Here is a 19,267-nt window from a genome sequence, read left to right as displayed (position 1 = left end):
GTACGAAGCCCTTACCTGTGCGCTGATATGCGGCGGCGACTCGAGGAAACACAATGGTTAACGCTATTGAGGCATTTGACGCCAAGCACATGAAGCCGGCCGAGGAAATCCCGGCTTTCCGTCCTGGCGACACCGTTGAAGTCAACGTGAAGATCAAGGAAGGCAACAACTCCCGTCTCCAGGCTTTCACCGGCGTGGTGATCGCCCGTCAGGGTGGCGGAGTCCGTGAGACCTTCGTTGTCCGCAAGATCAGCTTCGGCACCGGTGTTGAGCGCCGCTTCCCGCTGCACTCCCCGGCCATCGACTCCATCAAGCTGATCCGCAAGGGCCGCGTGCGTCGCGCCAAGCTGTACTACCTGCGCAACCTGCGCGGTAAGGCCGCTCGTATCGTCGAGCGTCGCGACAACTCCGAGAAGTGAGTTCGAATCGCGGATAAAGCGTGAAATCGGCTCTTCGGCATTCCGCTGGAGGGCCGTTTTCTATACTCGGCCACTATGATAGGGGCCAGTGTGTGAACCGGACGGCAGAAGGAAATCCATGAAGCATGCCAAGAAAAGCGCCGAAGGCAACGAAAGCTTCGGCTGGCGAGACACCCTGATCTGGTGCGGCATACCCGTCATCATCGTGCTGCTGGTGCGCCTGTTTCTGTTTGGTTTCTATGTGATCCCGTCCGGCTCCATGATGGATACCATCGAGCCGGGTGACCGGGTCATCACCAGCAAGCTCACCCCCAAAATCTTCAAGCTCCAGCGCGGCGACGTGGTGGTGTTCAAAGATCCCGACCACTGGCTGCAGCAGGAGAACAGTGGCAGGCTTGGCGGCGATTTCCTCATCAAGCGGCTCATCGGACTGCCCGGCGACACCGTGGCCTGCGAGGGTCCGGGCAAGCCGGTCACCGTCAATGGCACGGCCATCGACGAATCCTCATACATTCGGCAGGGCGTGGATCCCAGCGCCTTTCCGTTCAGTGTGAAAGTGACCGCCGGGCACGTGTTCGTCATGGGTGACAATCGTTCCAATTCCGCCGATTCCCGGTATCATCAGGACGATTCCTCGCATGGTCTCGTACCGGTTTCCGACGTGGTCGGCGTCGGCCTGGTCAAGTATTGGCCGCTGAACCACATCAGCACGCTGGATTCGCACCACGACGTGTTCAGGGACGTGCCGGAAGGAGCGGACGACTGATGTCCGTTTCAGTGACGCCCACATTGGATATGGAAAGGGAGATCGCGGAGCGCGGCTTCGACGTGATCGTCGGCTTCGACGAGGTTGGACGTGGTTCGCTTGCGGGACCCGTCATGGTTGGCGCCGCGGCGATACGCGCGCGCGACCTCATCGGCGCGTCGCTGCTCGCTGTGCCGGATGGCGTGGCCGATTCCAAGATGCTGACGGAACATAGGCGCGAAGCCATTTTCGACGAGCTCAAAACCTGGTGCGCGTCCTGGGCCGTCGGCGCGGCCACCAACAAGGAGATCGACGAGTGGGGCATCTCCCATGCGCTCGGCGTGGCCGCGTTGCGCGCGCTTGCGGAGGCGGAGACGAAACTCGGCATCGACGGCGACGGTCTGCTCGACGGCGAGCCGGTGAAGGTCGGCGCGATTCTCGACGGGCCAAACGACTACATCACCAAAGCGCTGAACACCTTCGACGCTCCGGAGGTGCCAGTGCCAGCGGAAGTCGCCACCAAAGTGAAGGGCGACCGGTACTGCGCCACCGTGGCCACCGCCGCCGTCATCGCCAAAGTCACGCGAGACCGGCTCATGATCGAGCTGGGTGAGAAGCCGCAGTACGCGTTCTACGAGTGGGGACACAATAAGGGATACGGCTCCGCCGCGCATCGCGACGCCATCGCCGAATACGGTCCCAGCGATCTGCACCGCCTGTCCTGGCATCTGGTCTGAGCCTCCGTTTGCTTGCCGGATTCGCTGCCGGGCTTGCTGGCTTGCTATCGGGGCCTGCAAATGTGTCACAATTCCATTTTTCGGCCTTTTTTTGGAATCGTGACACAAAAAATCGTTTGAAATGCGATTCGGGGGTATGAAATGGTGCGAAAAGTGCCTGTTTTGCACCCCCTAAGTAAATTTCGTGTGTCACGATTCCAAAAAAGGCGCGTTTTTCGGAATCGTGACACATTTTCAATCGGCCGAATGACTGTTTCAATCGGCAGAAGGCATTTCCTCCTGACGAAATGCGTTTCCGATCGACGGAATGATGGGTTCGGGAAGAAAAAGAGTAGTCAGGCGCGGAATGGCTGCCAATCAGCCAAGCAGCACCGCGATGATCGCGATGAAGATCGGCGAGGACAGCGTGGAGAACAGGATGCCGTCGCGTGCGAACGACAGGCCCACGTTGTATCGGGCCGCGTAGTTGTACACGTTCTGCCCGGTCGGCAGGGCGGCGAGCACCACGCACGCGTACAGCGTCGCGCCGCGGAAGCCCATCACGAAGTAGCTCAGCAGGAACGCGATGATCGGCATCACGATGTTCTTCAGCGCGGCCACGGTGAACACCGCGGGAATGTTCGACTTGTCCTGCAGCGGCTTCGTGCCGTGCAGCGACATGCCGAACGCCATCAGGATCATCGGCACGGCGGAGTTGCCGATCATGTCGATCGGGTCGTAGATGAAGCTCGGCACGACGAAATGCCCGACCTTCGCGGAGATGGCGGAGACGGCGATGCCCAGCAGCGATCCGATGAGCAGCGGCTGGTGCAGCGGCTGCTTGAGGATTTCCTTGGCGGACACCTTGCCCTTGGTGGTCACGTCGAGCACGGTCAGGCCGATCGGCGTGAACACCGCCTGCTGCATGACCAGGATCGGCGCCACCAACGCGGGATTGCCCAAGATGTACGTGGCGATAGGCAGGCCGATGTTGTTGGAGTTCAAGTACAGCGAGTTCAGCGCGCCGATGGTGGCGTCGGCCGCCTTCAAGTGGAAGAACAGTTTGTTGAGGATCAGGAAGACCACGCCCACGAGCACCGCCGAGAAGAACGCGACGATGATGGAGGAGTGGAAGATTTCGAAGATCTTCTCTTTGGAGAGGATGGCGAACATCAGGCACGGGCTGGATATGAAGAAACTGAACCTGTTGAGCACCATCTGCGCGGTCGGTCCGCCGATGCGCATGCGCGCGGCCACATAACCCGTGGCGATGACGATGCCGATGACGCAGAAACCTTCCATCGCGCTTAACAGACCCGGCATTGCACTCTCCTTTTCATTACGGCCGTGCCTTCCGGCCGCTACCTAGTGTGGCACCATGCGTGCGGAAGCGGTGCGGTCCGTCTCAAAAGCACACCCGGTATGCAGCTGATGGCACGCCTTTGCCGGATAATGGACGGCATGAGCGAACTTACGATTGGATTTTCCGCTTCCGCCAGCAGGCAGGAGCAGTTGAACGAGCTGATGGACCAGATCATGGGCTCCTATTCCGTCAGCGACGACGAAGGCCCACTGACGGACGCCGTCGAGGCATTCCTGCGGAAGCAGCCGCATCTGACGGTGCGCAGGCACGGCGACACCCTGGTGGCGTCCACCGATTTCGGCCGCGCCCAGCGGGTGATCCTCGCCGGGCATCTCGACACGGTGCCGGTGATCGACAATTTCCCGCCGAAATGGCTGGAGCCCGGCGACCCGCTGATTCGCGAGGACGTGGCCGCCGGCCACGAGCACGAGCGTGTGATCTGGGGCCGCGGCGCCACCGACATGAAGGGCTCCGACGCGGTGATGCTGTACCTGGCGGCCACGTTGACCGACGCGAAGTACGACCTTACATACGTGTTCTACGACCACGAGGAGGTCGCCGCCGAGAAGAACGGTCTTCGCAAGGTGGTCGAGGCGCATCCTGATTGGATCACCGGCGATTTCGCGATCATCGGCGAGCCGACCGACTGCGGCATCGAGGGCGGCTGCAACGGCACGATGCGTTTCGACGTGATCACGCACGGCGTCGCCGCGCATTCGGCCCGCGCCTGGATGGGCAGCAACGCGATTCATGCCGCCGCCGAGATTCTGAACCGTCTGAACGTTCATGAGAACCGCGCCATCGAGGTGGACGGCCTCACCTATCAGGAGGGGCTGAACGCCACGATGATTTCGGGCGGCAAAGGCACCAATGTGATTCCCGACGAGTGCCGTGTGCATGTCAATTACCGCTTCGCGCCCGACAAATCGCTCGCTGAGGCGAAGGCGCTGATGATCGGCGCGAATGCGGGAGCGGAGCTCGGTAATGGTGAGCATCGTGCCACAGGCGGTGTGTTCGAAGGTTTCGGCATTGAGATGAAGGATGAGTCGCCGAGCGCGCGTCCGGGGCTCAATTCGCCGCTCGCCCAGTCGCTGGTGTCGCTGGTCAAGGAACGTACCGGCCGCGATCCACTCGCCAAGCTTGGTTGGACGGATGTGGCGCGTTTCGCCATATTGGGTATCCCCGCGGTGAACCTTGGCGCAGGAAGCCCATTACTGGCCCACAAGCATGACGAGCAGCTGCCGGAAGGCGACCTGCTGCTCATGGCCGATCTGCTGGAGGACTGGCTGCGCTGAATCGTATATTTTCGGCGTGTCAACGCGAATGACCGGAAAACGGAGCGTGCGGAAGGGGAAATTCCCCAACCTGTCACGCTCCGTTCGTTTTTGTGTCATACTTATAGACGGTGGTTCTGCAAGCCGCCGACGCATCCGATGGCGTTGATCCCCTCGCGTGAATGTTTCTTGAGTCGCGGGCGCAGGTGTCCGCCGTCGCATGATGAAGACTTTTGACGGAAGTTGCTTCCTACGGGCGCCATGACGCGCGGCCACGGTGAGAGCGTGGTGTGAGAACCGTTGGGGCTTGAGTGAAGGCGATGCGATTGCAGCGCGTTGCCGAGGAGCGTTGTGCCTACTACCAATGAGGGCCTCGATCAGGTCGAGGCTGCTGTGTCATCCGATAATTCCACCAATAATGCCGGTAATTCCGCCGGTTCCGTCTCGTCCGATCCGGCTCCGCGTCGCCGTCGTGGCGGTCGCCGCGTGGTACGTGGCGTGGGCGCGGCCGGCGCGTCCTTGGAGCTGAAAGTCGAGGAGCATGCCAAGGCGCCGTTGTTCGAGGAGCCGAAACTGGAGCCCGTCCGTCCGGATCGGCTCACTTCGGATGCCGATAGCGCCGATGACGACGAACCGTCGCGTCCGGTACGTCGCCGCCGTCGCGTGATGCAGGACGATGCCGATGACGAGAGACAGGACGATCGTCCCGTGCGTCGCCGTCGCCGTTCCTCCGCGGATGAGCAGGATACGGACGATCGTCCGGTGCGTCGTGGTCGTCGTCGTATCGGCGATACGACGCATGATGACCATGATGACCGTGACGTGCGTTCCGGCCGTGACGAGGAATCGACCGAGGATCGTGCGTTCGACGCCGTCAACGCGTTGCCGGAAGGCCATGAGACCCGCCATAACCCGCGTCCGATGACGTCGCTGTTGTTCCAGGAGCCGATTCTGCCGGCTGCTCCGTCCGCCCGCGATTCGTCCGATGATGACGATTCCGATGTCCGCTCCCGCGATATGGACGATGCCGATGAGACCCGCGACGGCAATCGTCCGTCGCGCCGTCGCCGTCGTCGCAACCGCGATGCGGATGAGACGGATCGTGAGGATTCTTTGCGTGACGATCGCAACGAGCGCAGCCGTCACGATGACGATGCCGACGGCGAAGAGGAAGGCTCCCGCCATTCGCGTCGTTCCCGCCGTCTGAACGCGCAGGAGCGTCGCGCCGCGGCCGAGGTGGAGCAGATCGAGGAGGACCTGGTCCTCGATGGCATCACATACGCGCCGATTGACGACGAATCCCGTAATGGCAACGATGACGATGATGACGCGCAGCCGACGCGCACCCGTCGCCGTCGTCGCGGACACGGCAATCGTGAGGAGACCGACGACCAGCAGAACACTGAACGCGAGTCCCGTCGCCGTCGTGAGGACGATGAGGAGGACGAAGGCACGGTGACCCGTCGCCGTCGTCGCCGCCGTGGGGGATCGAAGTCCGAGGAATCCGAGGAGACGCTGACCCGTCGTTCCCGCAAGCAGCAGTACATCGACGAAATCACCGACGTCGAAGGCTCCACCCGTCTGGAGGCCAAGAAGCAGCGCCGCCGCGACAACCGCCGTGAGCGCAGCCGCCAGAACCAGCTCATGGAGCAGGATTTTCTGGCTCGCCGCGAGCATGTCGAGCGTCTGATGGTGGTACGTGAGCGTGAGCGCCACACCCAGATCTCCGTGATCGAGGACAACATCCTCGTCGAGCATTACGTGTCCGACATCCAGGAGGTGGCCACCGTCGGCAACATCTACCTCGGCCGTGTGCAGAATGTGCTGCCGAGCATGGAGGCCGCGTTCGTGGACATCGGCCAGGCCCGCAACGGCGTGCTGTACGCCGGCGAAGTGAACTGGGATTCCGCGCGTCTGGAAGGTCAGCCCCGCCGTATCGAGCTCGCGTTCAAGTCGGGCGATCCGGTGCTGGTGCAGGTCACCAAGGATCCGATCGGGCACAAGGGCGCACGCCTGACCTCGCAGGTCACGTTGGCGGGTCGTTTCCTCGTGCTGGTGCCGTCCGGCGGCATGACGGGCGTGAGCCGCAAGCTGAGCGAGCGTGAGCGCAGCCGTCTGAAGGGCATCGTGTCGAAGATTGCGCCGAAGGACATGGGCGTGATCATCCGCACCGCCGCGGAAGGCGCTTCCGAGGAGGCCATCACCAAGGACCTCGAGAACCTGGTGCGTCAGTGGGAACGCATCATCGCCAAGCGCGACGAGTTCCTGCACGGCAAGCGTCCGAAGCTGCTGCAGGGCGAGCCGGATGTGGCCATCCGCGTGGTGCGCGACATCTTCAACGACGACTTCTCCAAGATGATCGTCGAAGGCGATCGCGTATACGAACGCATCGAGGAATACCTCGACACCATGGCCCCCGATCTCAAGGACAAGCTTGAGAAATGGGATCCGGCCGAGCATGACGGCAAGGACGTGTTCGACAAGTGGCAGATCGACTCCCAGCTCAGGAAGGGCATGGAACGTCAGGTCTACCTGCCGTCCGGTGGCTCCATCGTGATCGACCGTACCGAGGCCATGACCACCATCGACGTGAACACGGGCCGTTTCATCGGCCGCGGCAAGAGCCTTGAGGAGACGGTGACCCGTTGCAACCTCGAGGCGGCCGAGGAGATCGCGCGCCAGTTGAGGCTGCGCGACATCGGCGGCATGGTGATGATCGATTTCGTCGACATGGTCATGCCGGCCAACAGGGATTTGGTGCTCCGCCGTCTGGTGGAGTGCCTGGCGCGCGACCGCACCAAGCATCAGGTGGCCGAGGTCACCTCTCTGGGTCTGGTGCAGATGACGCGCAAGCGCATCGGCCAGGGTCTGGTGGAGGCGTTCTCCGAGGAGTGCCCGACCTGCAAGGGACGCGGCTTCATCCTCCATGACGAGCCGACGGTGTCCGCGGATTACGATGATCCGTACGCTCTGAAGGGCGGCGACCCGTTCGTCAAGACCAACAAGCATGGCCATGGCACGGACGTGCAGGTGCCGAAGGGTTCCTCGCCGGACGTGAAGGCCAAACTCGCACAGATCGCGGCGGCAGCCGTGGCCGCCAATAATGCGGACCTGGGCGGGGAGGAACAAGAACAATAAAGGAAAATCCCGGTATGTCAACCTGACACGCCGGGAACAGACTTGCGGTTGTACGCGGGTATGTGTAAATTAGATTGCTGGTGTCTGGCCGCGAGGCTCGAACGTGCCGGGCAGTAAGCTTTCCAAGTTAATAAAGGAACGGATATGTACGCTATTGTGAAGGCCGGCGGCCATCAGGAAAAGGTCGAGGTTGGTGACGTCATCCTCGTCAACCGTCTCGATGCCAAGAAGGGCGACACCGTGGAGTTCCCGGTCGCTCTCGTGGTGGATGGCTCCAAGGTCATCCTCGGTGCCAAGGATCTCGCCAAGCTCAGCGTCAAGGCTGAGGTTGTCAACGACGAGGCCAAGGGTCCGAAGATCAGCATCATGAAGTACAAGAACAAGACCGGCGTTGCTCGTCGCAAGGGCCATCGCCAGCAGCTGACCGCTGTCAAGATCACGGCTATCGCCTGATTCGCGCAGGGTTAGAGTCAAGGACCGAAAGGAACAGACATGGCACATAAGAAGGGCGCGTCCAGCTCGCGCAACGGTCGCGATTCAAACGCGCAATACCTCGGTGTGAAGAAGTTCGGCGGCGAAGCCGTCGTGGCCGGCAACATCATCGTCCGCCAGCGTGGCACCAAGTTCCACCCGGGCGAGAACGTCGGCATGGGCAAGGACCACACCCTGTTCGCCCTCAAGGACGGCAGTGTGAAGTTCGGTGTTCGTCGTGACCGCAAGGTCGTCGACGTGATTGCCGCCTGAGATACGCGCATTACACGCTTAGTGGAAGGCCGCGCCCGTATGGACGCGGCCTTCTTTCGTTATGTAAGGTATATACATGAGTGATTTTGTGGATCGCGTGACCGTCCATGTCAAGGGTGGCGACGGTGGCAATGGTTCCGCCGGTATCCGTAGGGAGAAGTACAAGCCGTTGGCCGGTCCGAACGGCGGTAACGGCGGCGACGGCGGTTCCGTGATCTTCATGGCCGATTCGAACGCCAACAGCCTGCTCGACTACCGTTTCATGCCCCACCGTGAGGCGGAAAGCGGCACCATGGGATTGGGAGACACAAAGGACGGCTCGAAGGGCGCCGACCTGATTCTTCCCGTCCCGGTGGGCACGGTGGTGTTCGAAGCCAAGGGCCAGCAGGGCAAGCCGAAGCATCCAGGCAAGCAGCTCGCCGATCTGCGCCATGCGGGGGACAGGTTCGTCGTGGCCGCGGGCGGCAACGGCGGCCTCGGCAACGCGGCACTGGCCAACCGTACCCGTCGTGCTCCGGGCTTCGCATTGCTTGGTGAGCCGGGCGAGGAACGCGACGTCATCCTCGAGCTCAAATCCATCGCCGATGTGGCGCTGGTGGGCTTCCCATCCGCGGGCAAGTCGTCGTTGATCGCGGCGATGAGCTCCGCCAAGCCGAAGATCGCCGACTATCCGTTCACCACGCTTGTGCCGAATCTCGGCGTCGTCGTGGCGGGCGATATGCGCTACACCATCGCCGATGTGCCGGGTCTGATTCCGGGCGCGTCCCAAGGCAAGGGACTTGGACTGGAATTCCTGCGCCACATCGAGCGTACGGAGATCATCGCCCACGTCATCGATTGCGCCACCCTCGAACCCGGCCGTGATCCGATGAGTGACTACCAGGCGCTCGAACACGAGCTCGCCGAATACGCCGACAAGCTGGAGCTGCCGCTCGGCGCGATTCCCATTCCGGAGCGTCCGCGCATCATCATCCTCAACAAGGTGGATGTGCCGGAAGCCAAGGAGCTCGCCGAATTCGTCAAGCCCGAATTCGAAAAGCTCGGCCTCAAGGTCTACATCATCTCCACCGCCTCCCATGAGGGCCTGAAGGAGCTCAACTGGGCACTGGCCGACCTTGTGACCAACATGCGCGCGGAAGTGGCCAAGCGTGAGCAGGCCGAGGAGGAGGCCCGCGTGGTCATCAAGCCGCTCGAGGAGCCGCGCAATCGTCGCCGTCGCAACGATGAGGGTGGCAACGCGCTCGATTTCACCGTGGAGCGCAAGGAGAACGGCAACGGCGAGATCTGGTACGAGGTGCTCGGCACCAAGCCGGAACGTTGGGTCATGCAGACCAACTTCGACAACGACGAGGCGGTCGGATATCTGGCCGACCGCCTGGCCAAGCTGGGCGTCGAGGACGAGCTGCGCAACAAGGGCGCCAAGCCGGGCGACGAAGTGCGCATCGGCCGTGGCGATCGCGCCGTGGAATTCGATTGGGATCCGACCATCGCGGCCGGCGCGGAGATGCTTGATGGCACCCAGCTGGGCGCACGCGGCGTCGACCTGCGACTGCAGGAGTCGGATGGCCGTGCGCAGCGCCGCACCAACACGGAACGCCGCCGCCAGTACCACGAGATGATGGACGCCCGCCAGGCCGTGCGCGAAGCCATGATGGCCGAACGCAAGGCCGGCCACTGGGCCGATCCGTCCGTGGACGACGACCGCCACGACGAGACCAGTCTTTTTGGACGTGGTGAGTCCGTTGACGACGAGGATGTGGAACAATAGGAGCATCCAACGAAGCCCGCCGATGTGCCGATGGCATGTCGGCGGGCTTTTCCAATGGCCGGTAACGGTACCGGGAGGAACTATGAACACGCCATCGCAAGCGCAGGTGCGCAGGGCCATAGCCGAAGCGCAGACCATCGTGGTGAAAGTGGGCTCCAGCTCGCTGACCGAACCGAGTGGACATCTGGATCCGGAGCGTCTGAACGCGCTCGTCGCGGCCATCGCCCGCGTGCGGTTGATGGGCGGACGCGTGGTGCTGGTCTCCTCCGGCGCGATCGCGGCCGGCTTCGGCACGCTCGGCTTCGACAGACGTCCGACCGACGTGGCCGACCAGCAGGCGTGCGCAGCCGTCGGCCAAGGACTGCTTATGGCCCAGTACGAGACGGCGTTCGCCCGTTACGGGCTGCGCGTCGGACAGATCCTCATCACCGTGTCCGACACCATCGCGCCGCAGCAGTACCGCAACGTGCGCCGCACGCTCGACCGTCTGCTCGACCTGGGCGCGGTGCCGATCATCAACGAGAACGACTCCCTGGCTTCCAACGAGATCCGCTTCGGCGACAACGACCGCCTGTCCGCGCTGATCGCCAACATCGTCGTCGCCGACGCGCTCGTGCTGCTCACCGACGTGGACGCGCTGTACACCGCGCCGCCGAGCGAGCCCGGGTCGAAACGTATCTCCTATGTGCCGAACGTCGAGGACGCGTTGGCCAAGGTGCAGGTCGGTGGCACCGGATCGAACGTCGGCACCGGTGGCATGGTCACCAAAATGGAGGCGGCGCGCGTCGCTGCGGTGTCCGGCATTCCGGCGGTTCTGACCTGCGCTTCGAACGCTGGCCCCGCGATGATGGGCGATCCGGTCGGCACGGCCTTCGCTCCGATCAACGACCGAGGTTCGTCACGGCGACTGTGGATAGGCTTCGCATCCCATCCGCAGGGCACGCTGGTGGCTGATTCCGGCGCTGCCAAGGCGGTGCGCGGGGGAGCGGCGAGCCTGCTCGCGGCCGGCGTTGTGGAAGTGAAGGGCGATTTCGCCGCTGGAGACGCGGTGTGGGTCGACGACGAGCAGGGCAACCATTTGGCAAAAGGGTTGGTCGGCTTCGATTCCGAGGAGATTCCGCAGATGCTCGGCCGCAATACCACGCAGCTCAAGCGTTTCCTCGGTGAGGAATACGCGCATCCGTTGGTGCACCGGGACAATCTCGTGCTGGTCTGAACGCGCCCGTCCGGCGGACACCGCACGTCCGGCGCGGGACCGCCATGCCCGCCGCCCGGCACGGAATGGACGTGTGTCGTGGGGCTGTCGTTTTTCGCGTGCCGGGTCTAGCATGGCAACCATGACTATGGCTGACTGGCAGACTCTATCCGACCGTATCAATCACGTGGCTCCGAGCGCCACCCTGGCGGTCGATTCCAAGGCGAAGGCGATGAAGGCCGCCGGAATCGACGTCATTGGGTTCGGCGCAGGCGAACCGAACTTCCCGACCCCGGCGCCGATCGTCGCGGCCGCCGCGGCCGCCGTGCAGGACCCCAAGAACTACCGTTACACGCCCACGGCCGGCCTGCCCGAACTGCGCAAAGCCATCGCCGACAAGACGCTGCGTGACTCCGGCTACGAAGTCGACCCGAGCCAGGTCATCGTGACCAACGGCGGCAAGCAGGCCGTGTACGAATCCTTCCAGATCCTGCTCAACGAGGGCGACGAGGTCATCATCCCCACCCCGTACTGGACCAGCTATCCGGAAGCCGTGAAGCTGGCCGGAGGCGTGCCCGTGACGGTGTTCGCCGGTTCCGACCGCAATTTCGAACCGAGCATCGAGGACATCGAGGCCGCCCGCACCGAGCGCACCAAAGCCATCATCGTGAACACGCCGAACAATCCGACCGGCGCCGTGTGGAAGCCGGAAACGGTCAAGGCCATCGCCGAATGGGCCATCGAACACCACGTGTGGGTCATCTCCGACGAGATCTACGAGCACCTCAACTACGACGGCGCCAAGACCACCTACATCGGCGCGGCCGTTCCCGAAGTGCGCGGCCAGCTGCTCGTGCTCAACGGCGTGGCCAAAACCTACGCCATGCCGGGCTGGCGCGTCGGCTGGATGATCGCCCCGGCGGACGTGGCCAAAGCCGCGTCCAAGCTGCAGGGCCACATGACCTCCAATGTGAACAACATCTCCCAGCGTGCCGCCATCGAGGCCGTGTCCGGATCCCTGGACGCCGTCTACGAGATGCGCGCCGCCTTCGACAAGCGCCGCCAGACGATCGTCGCCGCGCTGAACGACATCGAAGGCGTGAACTGCCCCACTCCGACCGGCGCGTTCTACGCGTTCGCCGACGTGACCGCGCTGCTGGGCAAGCCGCTCGGCGCCAACAAGACCACGTTTGCCAACACCTCCGAACTGGCTGCCGCGTTGCTGGACGAGGGTCACGTCGCCGCCGTTCCGGGCGAGGCGTTCGGCGCTCCCGGCTATCTGCGCTTCTCCTATGCGCTTGCCGATGACGATTTGGTCGAAGGCATGCGCCGCATGAAGAATTGGGTCGAAGGCTGATTCCATAGTCCGGGGTCTTTCCCCGATTGACGGATTTCGACGATTCGCACTTCGGTGACATGCCGGGGTGCGAATCTTTTTTTCGTTGGAAAATAGCGGTTTTTCGACAGATCTCGTGAAACCGGTTGGACGAAGTCGCGAAAACCCGCTATTATTTCGACTTGGCGGTTTTGCCGCTTGTCTCATGCGTGGTTGTGTGAATCCTCGCCACCAAGAGAAGGCTGCAGAGTTCACCTAGGGAAGTGGCGCAATTGGTAGCGCAACGGTCTCCAAAACCGTAGGTTGTGGGTTCGAGTCCCGCCTTCCCTGCCAAGCTTCTTACAACAAGCTCAGCGGAGGATCATCATGGCGAAGGCACAGAGCAGCGAAAAGGCCGTTAAGCCGAACATCTTCATGCGCATTGGCTTGTTCATCAAACAAATCATCGACGAACTCCGCAAGGTAGTGACCCCGACCAGCAAGGAACTGTTCTTCTGGGCCCTCGCCGTGTTCATCTTCGTGCTGCTGCTCATGGCACTGGTCACCGGCATGGACTTCGGTCTGGGCAAGTTGACCCTGTGGATCTTCGGCTGATAACCAACGTGAAGGTGAAAGTGCATGACTGACGAAGTGTTTTCCGACAACCTCGACGAGGCCTCCGAAGCCGAGCGTGAGGCTGCTGCAGTAGCGGCGCTCCCGGCGGAAGGCGAAGCCGAGCAGACCGCCGGCGGCGAAGCCGCCCAGTCCGAGCAGGACGCTCCGGCCGAGCAGAACACGGAAACCACTGAGGATGCCGAGGAGCCCGAGCAGGATGCCGGCGCCAAGGCCGTCGAGGAATTCTCCAAGAGCCTACGCGACCTCGAAGGCAAGTGGTACGTGCTGCACACCTATTCCGGCTATGAGAAGCGTGTGAAGACCAACGTCGAATCCCGTGTGGCCAGCTTTGGCATGGAAGACAAGATCTTCCAGGTCGAAGTGCCGATGGAGGAAGTCGAAAAGCACACCGAAAAGGGCAAGAAGGTCATCACCCGAGTGCGCGTGCCCGGCTACGTGCTGATCCGTATGATCCCGGATGAGAACGCCCGCCGCATCGTCCGCGAAACCGAAGGCGTCACCGGCTTCGTCGGCCCCACCAAGGATCCGGCACCGCTGTCCCGCAAGGAAGTCGTCTCCATGATGGCTCCGATGATCGCCTCCGAAGCGCTCAGGGCCGCCGGCGACAAGCCGGCCGCGGCCAAGAAGCGCACCCTCGAAGTCTCCTACGCACCCGGCGATCAGGTCACCGTCACCGACGGACCGTTCACCACCATGGCCGCCGTCGTCTCCGAAGTCGATCCGGCCACGCAGAAGCTCACCGTGCTCGTGTCCATTTTCGGACGCGACACGCCGGTGGAGCTGGGCTTCAACCAAGTCGAGAAACTAGCCTGAAATTCCATGATGGCGCGTTAGCTGCGTTGCTCCAAGCTCGACGTACCTTGGTACGCCTTCGCTTGGTGCGCCTTGCTACCGCGCGGCATCATGAAATTTCAGTTTGTTCGGTGGCGCGTTAGCTGCGTTGCTCTTCAGTCGTGGTACCTTTGTACCGCTTCCTTCGGTGCGCCTTGCTACCGCGCGGCATCATGAAATTTCAAAATTTCAGTTTTGGGCCCCGCTTCGGCGGGGTTTTTCTGTATCGATGTCGCTATGGGAGCGCATAATGGAAAAGTTGTGTCTGGAGGATTTCCGTGCCCGAATCGCATGAGGTCCGCTAGCACAGCACAGCAATATACGTTGCGGAAGGAACCGGACGCGGGAGACCTACTCCGGTGCCGCTAACCACCGCTTCACAGAAAGAAGAACCATACAATGGCTCCTAAGAAGAAAGTCTCGGCGCTTCTCAAGCTCCAGATTCAGGCCGGCAAGGCCAACCCGGCTCCGCCGCTGGGCCCGGCTCTGGGTTCCCATGGCGTGAACATCATGGACTTCTGCAAGCAGTACAACGCTGCCACGCAGGACAAGATGGGCCAGGTCATCCCTGTTGAGATCACCGTCTACGAAGATCGTTCCTTCACCTTCATCCTGAAGACCCCGCCGGCAGCAGCTCTGCTGAAGAAGGCCGCTGGCATCCAGAAGGGTACCGAGAACCCGCTGACCCACAAGGTCGGCTCCGTCACCAAGGCTCAGGTCCGTGAGATCGCTGAAATCAAGATGGCTGATCTGTCCGCACGCGACGTCGAAGCCGGCATGAAGATCATCGCGGGCACCGCCCGTTCGATGGGTATCACGGTTACCGACTGAGAGGAGAAGGACAAATGGTACAGCGTTCCAAGAAGTATCGCGAAGCGGCTGAGAAGGTCGATTTCAACAACCTTTACACCGCCAACGAAGCCATCGCTCTCCTCAAGAGCATGCCGGAGTACAAGTTCGATCAGACCGTTGAGGCCGTGCTGCGCCTGAACGTGGATCCGCGCAAGGCCGACCAGCTGGTCCGCGGTTCCGTGAACCTGCCGAACGGCACCGGTAAGACCGCCAAGGTCCTCGTCTTCGCCCGTGGCCCGAAGGCCACCGAAGCCCTCGAGGCCGGCGCCGACATCGTCGGTGACGACGACCTCGTGAAGAAGGTCGCCGACGGCTTCCTCGACTTCGATTCCGTCGTCGCCACCCCGGACATGATGGGCAAGGTCGGCCGCCTCGGCCGCGTGCTCGGTCCGCGTGGCCTCATGCCGAACCCGAAGACCGGCACCGTGACCATGGACGTCACCAAGGCCATCAAGGACATCAAGGGCGGCAAGGTTGACTTCCGTGTCGACAAGAACGGCAACCTGAGCTTCCTCATCGGCAAGATGTCCTTCACCGAGCAGGCTCTGGACGAGAACTTCAAGGCCGTCGCCAACGAAGTCAAGCGTCTGAAGCCGGCCACCGTGAAGGGCCGCTACGTCACCAAGGCGACCATCACCTCCACGATGAACCCGGGTGTCCCGGTCGATCCGTCGGTCATCGCCTGAGAACGACGTCATAACGCGAACTAACGCGTGACGCAAGCAAAGGACCCGCATCTGCCAACGCAGGTGCGGGTCCTTTCGTATTCGTCGCATTCTTCACATCCGTCGATCGGATGATCGGCATCCGCGCAATCGAAGCGGACGGTCATCGGATGGCCATCGGACGAATGTTCAAAGCAGTCACGTTCAAAACAATCAATGATCGCGCATACGGCCGATTGCCAGCGCGGTGGTCAGCACATACGCGTCGCGCGGATCGGTGGCATCCCAGCCGGTCGTCTCGGCTGCGCGCTTCAGACGGTACCGCACGGTGTTCGGATGCACGTTCAGCTCCTTCGCCGTATTCTCCAGCGAACTGCCGTACCGCAGGAACGTGGACACCGTCAGATAAGTGGGGTCATCGGGATTGTCGCCGCGCAGCACCTGGTACACGTTCCAATACAGCTCCTCGCGCGCGTAATCGTCGCCGAGCAGCGCGCGCTCCGGCAGCAGTTCGTCATCGCGCAACGGGCGTGAGGGCTCGGGCAGCGCGGGAGCTGCTTGCAGCGAGAACATCGTCTCGCGAAGCGCATGCGAGGCTCCGTCCACATCCGAACGGACGGGACTCAGATACAGCGGCTCGTCCTCGCTGAAGGCCGGCATGACCGAAGTGCAGGTCACCTCCGGTGTGACGGCGCTCATCTGGCGGATCAGCGCCAGCAGAAAATGCCCGTAGGTGCCGATGATCACTTGCTCGCCACCCAAGTCGCGAACCGCCTTGCGGATGTCAAGGGAGGCGGAGGCGAGACTGGCGGCCGGAACCCCTCCGATCGCGAAGCAATCGAAATCGCCCTGCCATCCGAGGACGTTCATCAGCGAGACCACGCGTTCGTCCGTCATATTCGTCAACAGGCATTCGAAGGCCAGCCGTTCGATGGTCGCATCATCGGTATGCCCTGACAAAAGGTCGAGAATATCTGCCTGCTCGGAAATCATAATCGACCATTCTAGCCGTCACGCCCCTTGAATCGCCGAACGTTTCCGTCGGCCGATCCGGCCGCATTCGGGCAGTGACGGTAATATGCCGCTTATGAGCGAAAAGAAGAAAGCCGGAAAGGTGGCGACGGTCCTCAGCTGGACGTTGGGCGTGCTGGCATGCCTGTGGGTCGCGTGGTGCTGCGCCATCGGCCCGCTGTACTGGTTCGGCACGGGATTGTCCGGTTTCGGGTGGATCAATGCGGCGTACATGGCGATCGCCTTCGTCATTGCGTTTGCGGTGCTGCGCGCGCTGGTCCGATACGGCCGCGGAGAACGCGTGCTGCCGAGATATTTCGCACGCCGTCACGAGAAGCTCCGCCACGAGATAGCGGGGACTCCCACGACGGTGCTGGGCATCATGCTGCGCCACCTGCACGATGCCGCGCACAGCCGTCCGGGACGCGCAGTCCACGCGGTGATCGTCTGGACCGGCCGCAAATTGACGAGCTGCACCGACTGTTGGTGGAAGCTCATGCTGGTGTTCGTGATCGGCTGGCTGTGGGTGCCGACCACGCTGCTCGCCGCGTTCGGCGCTGACATCCGCTCGCAGATCCGCGAATTCAGCTGGGCCCTGAACCAGTGGACGGGACTCAAACAGCCGTACATCGGATTCTTCTCGTTCGTGCCGATGGACATCTACCCGACCGCGCACTACATGTGGCCGGCCAACCCCACGTATCTGACCGACCAGCACAACGTCGTGCTGACCGTCGTCTACGGCGCCTTCGCTGCGGTCTCCCGCTATCTCACCGGCTCCAACGACGCCGGCATCGTCGTCCTGGCCGCGTTGCAGTGGCTGTTCGCCGCGTTCTGCTGCGCCGCCACCGCGAACCGCTTCTTCAACCTGCCATGGCGCCGACTGGGCGTAGGCACATTCGACTTCTCGCATCCGGAACGCCACGACTGCTGGAACATGCGCGATTTCGCCCATCCCGAGGCTGGCGTGGTGGCGCGTCCGTCCAGACTGCGCGCCGGAGCGAAGACGCGTTTCGTCATTCTGCTGTTCTTCATGGTGTGCCCGTTGTCAGTGTTCGCCACGATCTCGCTGACCAAATCGCCGTTGTTCGCCTTCGCGTTCGTCTGGTGGTTCGGCGTGTGGTACGAGCTGCACATGACGCACATCAAAGCGCTACCCACCATCAACGGCAAGCCCATGAAACTGCGCAAACGCTCGCTGTGCGCGCTGTTCGCATCGAGCTGCGTCATGCTGATCAGCGCGAAGTACGCGTGGTACATCATCCTGTTCGCGGCGGTGCTGGCGCTGATCAACGACCGCAAACGCTGGAAGACGTACGCGGTCGCGCTGCTGCTGCCGACCGTGCTCATCCACGGCGGCCTCGTGTATCTGGTGAACAGTGGAGCCATCATCGGCGGCGACCCGATCGAAAGCCGCGGCATCCAGCTGCAGCAGATCGCCCGCGTCGCGAAATACAATCCGCAGGGCATCCCCGAGGACGCCGCCAAAAAGCTCGCTCCGATCTTCAACCTCGACCAGATGGCGGAATCGTACTTCCAGCAGGACGCCGATCCGGTGAAATCGTCCGGCATCCAATCCAAGAAGGTGAGCTACAAGTGGCGCACCGTCACCAAAAAGGACATGGCGAACTTCAACGACGCATGGTGGCAGATCGTCAAGGCGAACCCGCAGATCGCGCTTGACGCCTTCTTCGCGGAATGCTTCGGATATTTCGACGTGGTCGACCTGCCGTACGTGTCCATGGACTATTACGTGAACAACGACTACGTGCAGTCCGACAACGAATGGATCCACCTGTACAACCACAAGTGGCGCGACCAGGTGGCCGGCTTCGCCAAGAAATGGGGAAACATCCCCGTGGTCGGATGGGTGACGCACGGCAACCTGTACGTCACGCTGACGCTGATCATCGGTGCCGCGGAAGTGGTGCTGCGCCGGTGGCGCTCGCTGTCGTGGCACCTGCCGTTGCTGCTGCTCATGGGCGTGATGATCACCGCGCCGGCCAACAATTTCGAACGGCACATGCTTCCGGTGGCGTTCGTGTTCGGCTTCCTGTGCCTGCAATTCTGGCGTGAATCGCGTGCCACGAGGCTCGCCGCGGCCAACGCACGACGGCTGGGCATGCGTGATGCGTGTTAAGGAGCGAGAATGATGATGAAGGATTCCGCATTGACCATGCCTCGTACCTGCGTGGCCGCCGATATGGTGGTGGCGCTCGATTCGGTCGATTCCACCAACACCTACGCTGCGGAGCAGTTGCGCGAGGGCCGCTTGTTCGGTTCCGGGAAATACAGCAGCGCCGATGGATTCGGCATGCGCGATTGGACGGGCCATGAGATCGTGGCGATATGCGCGGACGAGCAGACCGCGGGACGTGGCCGGCTTGACCATCGGTGGGTCAGCGTGAAGGGTGAATCGTTCATCGTCTCCTTGGTGACGAGCGTTCCCGCTTCGATCGTGCGGGACACGTCCGTCAACGGATGGTTGCAGATGATCGCGGGACTCGCCGTACGCGACGCCGTCGCCGGCGTGGTGGTCGACTTTGATGGCACACTCGACGGGAAGGTCGAATTGAAATGGCCGAACGACATCTT

General features: G+C 62.3%; 18 protein-coding genes and 1 tRNA gene. 17 read left to right on the top strand and 2 right to left on the bottom strand.

Annotated elements, in window-relative coordinates; translation table 11 throughout:
- The first annotated feature begins 53 nt into the window (after positions 1-53).
- The 3 genes from rplS (at position 54) to ACR0P8_RS06170 (ending at position 1,901) form a co-directional block, all read left to right on the top strand.
- On the top strand, positions 54-419 hold the full coding sequence (gene rplS, locus ACR0P8_RS06180; protein ID WP_432624270.1) for a 50S ribosomal protein L19: 366 nt from the start codon (positions 54-56) through the stop codon (positions 417-419).
- 118 nt (positions 420-537) lie between these two features.
- On the top strand, positions 538-1,185 hold the full coding sequence (gene lepB / locus ACR0P8_RS06175; RefSeq protein ID WP_432624269.1) for a signal peptidase I: 648 nt from the start codon (positions 538-540) through the stop codon (positions 1,183-1,185).
- Entirely contained in the window at positions 1,185-1,901 is a 717-nt protein-coding gene (locus ACR0P8_RS06170; protein WP_432624268.1) for a ribonuclease HII, read from the top strand. The genes lepB and ACR0P8_RS06170 overlap by 1 nt, the downstream gene beginning before the upstream one ends.
- A 357-nt stretch (positions 1,902-2,258) precedes the next feature.
- Here the strand turns inward: ACR0P8_RS06170 and ACR0P8_RS06165 are convergent, their stop codons facing one another.
- Positions 2,259-3,203 carry an AEC family transporter gene (locus tag ACR0P8_RS06165; RefSeq protein WP_432624267.1) on the bottom strand — a complete coding sequence of 315 codons (945 nt, stop codon included), beginning with the start codon at positions 3,201-3,203 and terminating at the stop codon, positions 2,259-2,261.
- A 138-nt stretch (positions 3,204-3,341) separates the two neighbouring features.
- On the opposite strand from ACR0P8_RS06165, the gene dapE reads away from it, so the two are divergent.
- The 12 genes from dapE (at position 3,342) to rplA (ending at position 15,682) form a co-directional block, all read left to right on the top strand.
- The gene (gene dapE / locus ACR0P8_RS06160) at positions 3,342-4,538 is read left to right on the top strand and encodes a succinyl-diaminopimelate desuccinylase (RefSeq protein WP_432624266.1); all 1,197 of its coding nucleotides are present in this window, start codon (positions 3,342-3,344) and stop codon (positions 4,536-4,538) included.
- Between the two features lie 330 nt (positions 4,539-4,868).
- A complete protein-coding gene (locus ACR0P8_RS06155) occupies positions 4,869-7,655 on the top strand; it encodes an Rne/Rng family ribonuclease (protein WP_432624265.1) in 2,787 nt (928 codons plus the stop codon).
- 144 nt (positions 7,656-7,799) lie between these two features.
- Positions 7,800-8,108 (top strand): 50S ribosomal protein L21, encoded by a 309-nt coding sequence (gene rplU / locus ACR0P8_RS06150; RefSeq protein WP_432624264.1) that lies wholly within the window; start codon positions 7,800-7,802, stop codon positions 8,106-8,108.
- 39 nt (positions 8,109-8,147) lie between these two features.
- Positions 8,148-8,399 (top strand): 50S ribosomal protein L27, encoded by a 252-nt coding sequence (gene rpmA / locus ACR0P8_RS06145; protein WP_003807757.1) that lies wholly within the window; start codon positions 8,148-8,150, stop codon positions 8,397-8,399.
- A 76-nt stretch (positions 8,400-8,475) separates the two neighbouring features.
- Positions 8,476-10,167, top strand: a complete 1,692-nt coding sequence (gene obgE / locus ACR0P8_RS06140) for a GTPase ObgE (RefSeq protein WP_432624263.1) — start codon at positions 8,476-8,478, stop codon at positions 10,165-10,167.
- 82 nt (positions 10,168-10,249) lie between these two features.
- Positions 10,250-11,383 carry a glutamate 5-kinase gene (gene proB, locus ACR0P8_RS06135; RefSeq protein WP_204441814.1) on the top strand — a complete coding sequence of 378 codons (1,134 nt, stop codon included), beginning with the start codon at positions 10,250-10,252 and terminating at the stop codon, positions 11,381-11,383.
- A 112-nt stretch (positions 11,384-11,495) separates the two neighbouring features.
- Complete coding sequence (locus ACR0P8_RS06130; protein ID WP_432624262.1) at positions 11,496-12,719, top strand: pyridoxal phosphate-dependent aminotransferase; 1,224 nt, start codon at positions 11,496-11,498, stop codon at positions 12,717-12,719.
- A gap of 236 nt (positions 12,720-12,955) precedes the next feature.
- Positions 12,956-13,031: transfer RNA gene (locus ACR0P8_RS06125), tRNA-Trp, on the top strand.
- Positions 13,032-13,064: 33 nt separating this feature from the next.
- A complete protein-coding gene (gene secE / locus ACR0P8_RS06120) occupies positions 13,065-13,292 on the top strand; it encodes a preprotein translocase subunit SecE (protein ID WP_432624261.1) in 228 nt (75 codons plus the stop codon).
- Between the two features lie 24 nt (positions 13,293-13,316).
- Positions 13,317-14,126: a transcription termination/antitermination protein NusG gene (gene nusG, locus ACR0P8_RS06115; RefSeq protein WP_432624260.1), complete on the top strand. Its 810-nt coding sequence runs from the start codon at positions 13,317-13,319 to the stop codon at positions 14,124-14,126.
- Between the two features lie 417 nt (positions 14,127-14,543).
- Entirely contained in the window at positions 14,544-14,975 is a 432-nt protein-coding gene (gene rplK, locus ACR0P8_RS06110; RefSeq protein ID WP_003807772.1) for a 50S ribosomal protein L11, read from the top strand.
- 14 nt (positions 14,976-14,989) lie between these two features.
- Entirely contained in the window at positions 14,990-15,682 is a 693-nt protein-coding gene (gene rplA / locus ACR0P8_RS06105) for a 50S ribosomal protein L1 (RefSeq protein ID WP_432624259.1), read from the top strand.
- 192 nt (positions 15,683-15,874) lie between these two features.
- Here the strand turns inward: rplA and ACR0P8_RS06100 are convergent, their stop codons facing one another.
- A complete protein-coding gene (locus tag ACR0P8_RS06100; protein WP_432624258.1) occupies positions 15,875-16,654 on the bottom strand; it encodes a helix-turn-helix domain-containing protein in 780 nt (259 codons plus the stop codon).
- A gap of 85 nt (positions 16,655-16,739) precedes the next feature.
- Between ACR0P8_RS06100 and ACR0P8_RS06095 the strand changes: the two genes are divergently transcribed.
- A complete protein-coding gene (locus ACR0P8_RS06095; protein WP_432624257.1) occupies positions 16,740-18,812 on the top strand; it encodes a DUF6020 family protein in 2,073 nt (690 codons plus the stop codon).
- Between the two features lie 9 nt (positions 18,813-18,821).
- On the top strand, positions 18,822-19,267 hold a 446-nt coding region (locus ACR0P8_RS06090), incomplete at its 3' end, for a biotin--[acetyl-CoA-carboxylase] ligase (protein ID WP_432624256.1).

Source organism: Bifidobacterium sp. (genome assembly GCF_050874245.1).
In the GTDB taxonomy this organism is placed as follows: Bacteria; Actinomycetota; Actinomycetes; order Actinomycetales; family Bifidobacteriaceae; genus Bifidobacterium.
Note: the sequence above shows the minus strand (reverse complement) of the source record. Positions and strands in the feature narration are given on the sequence as shown.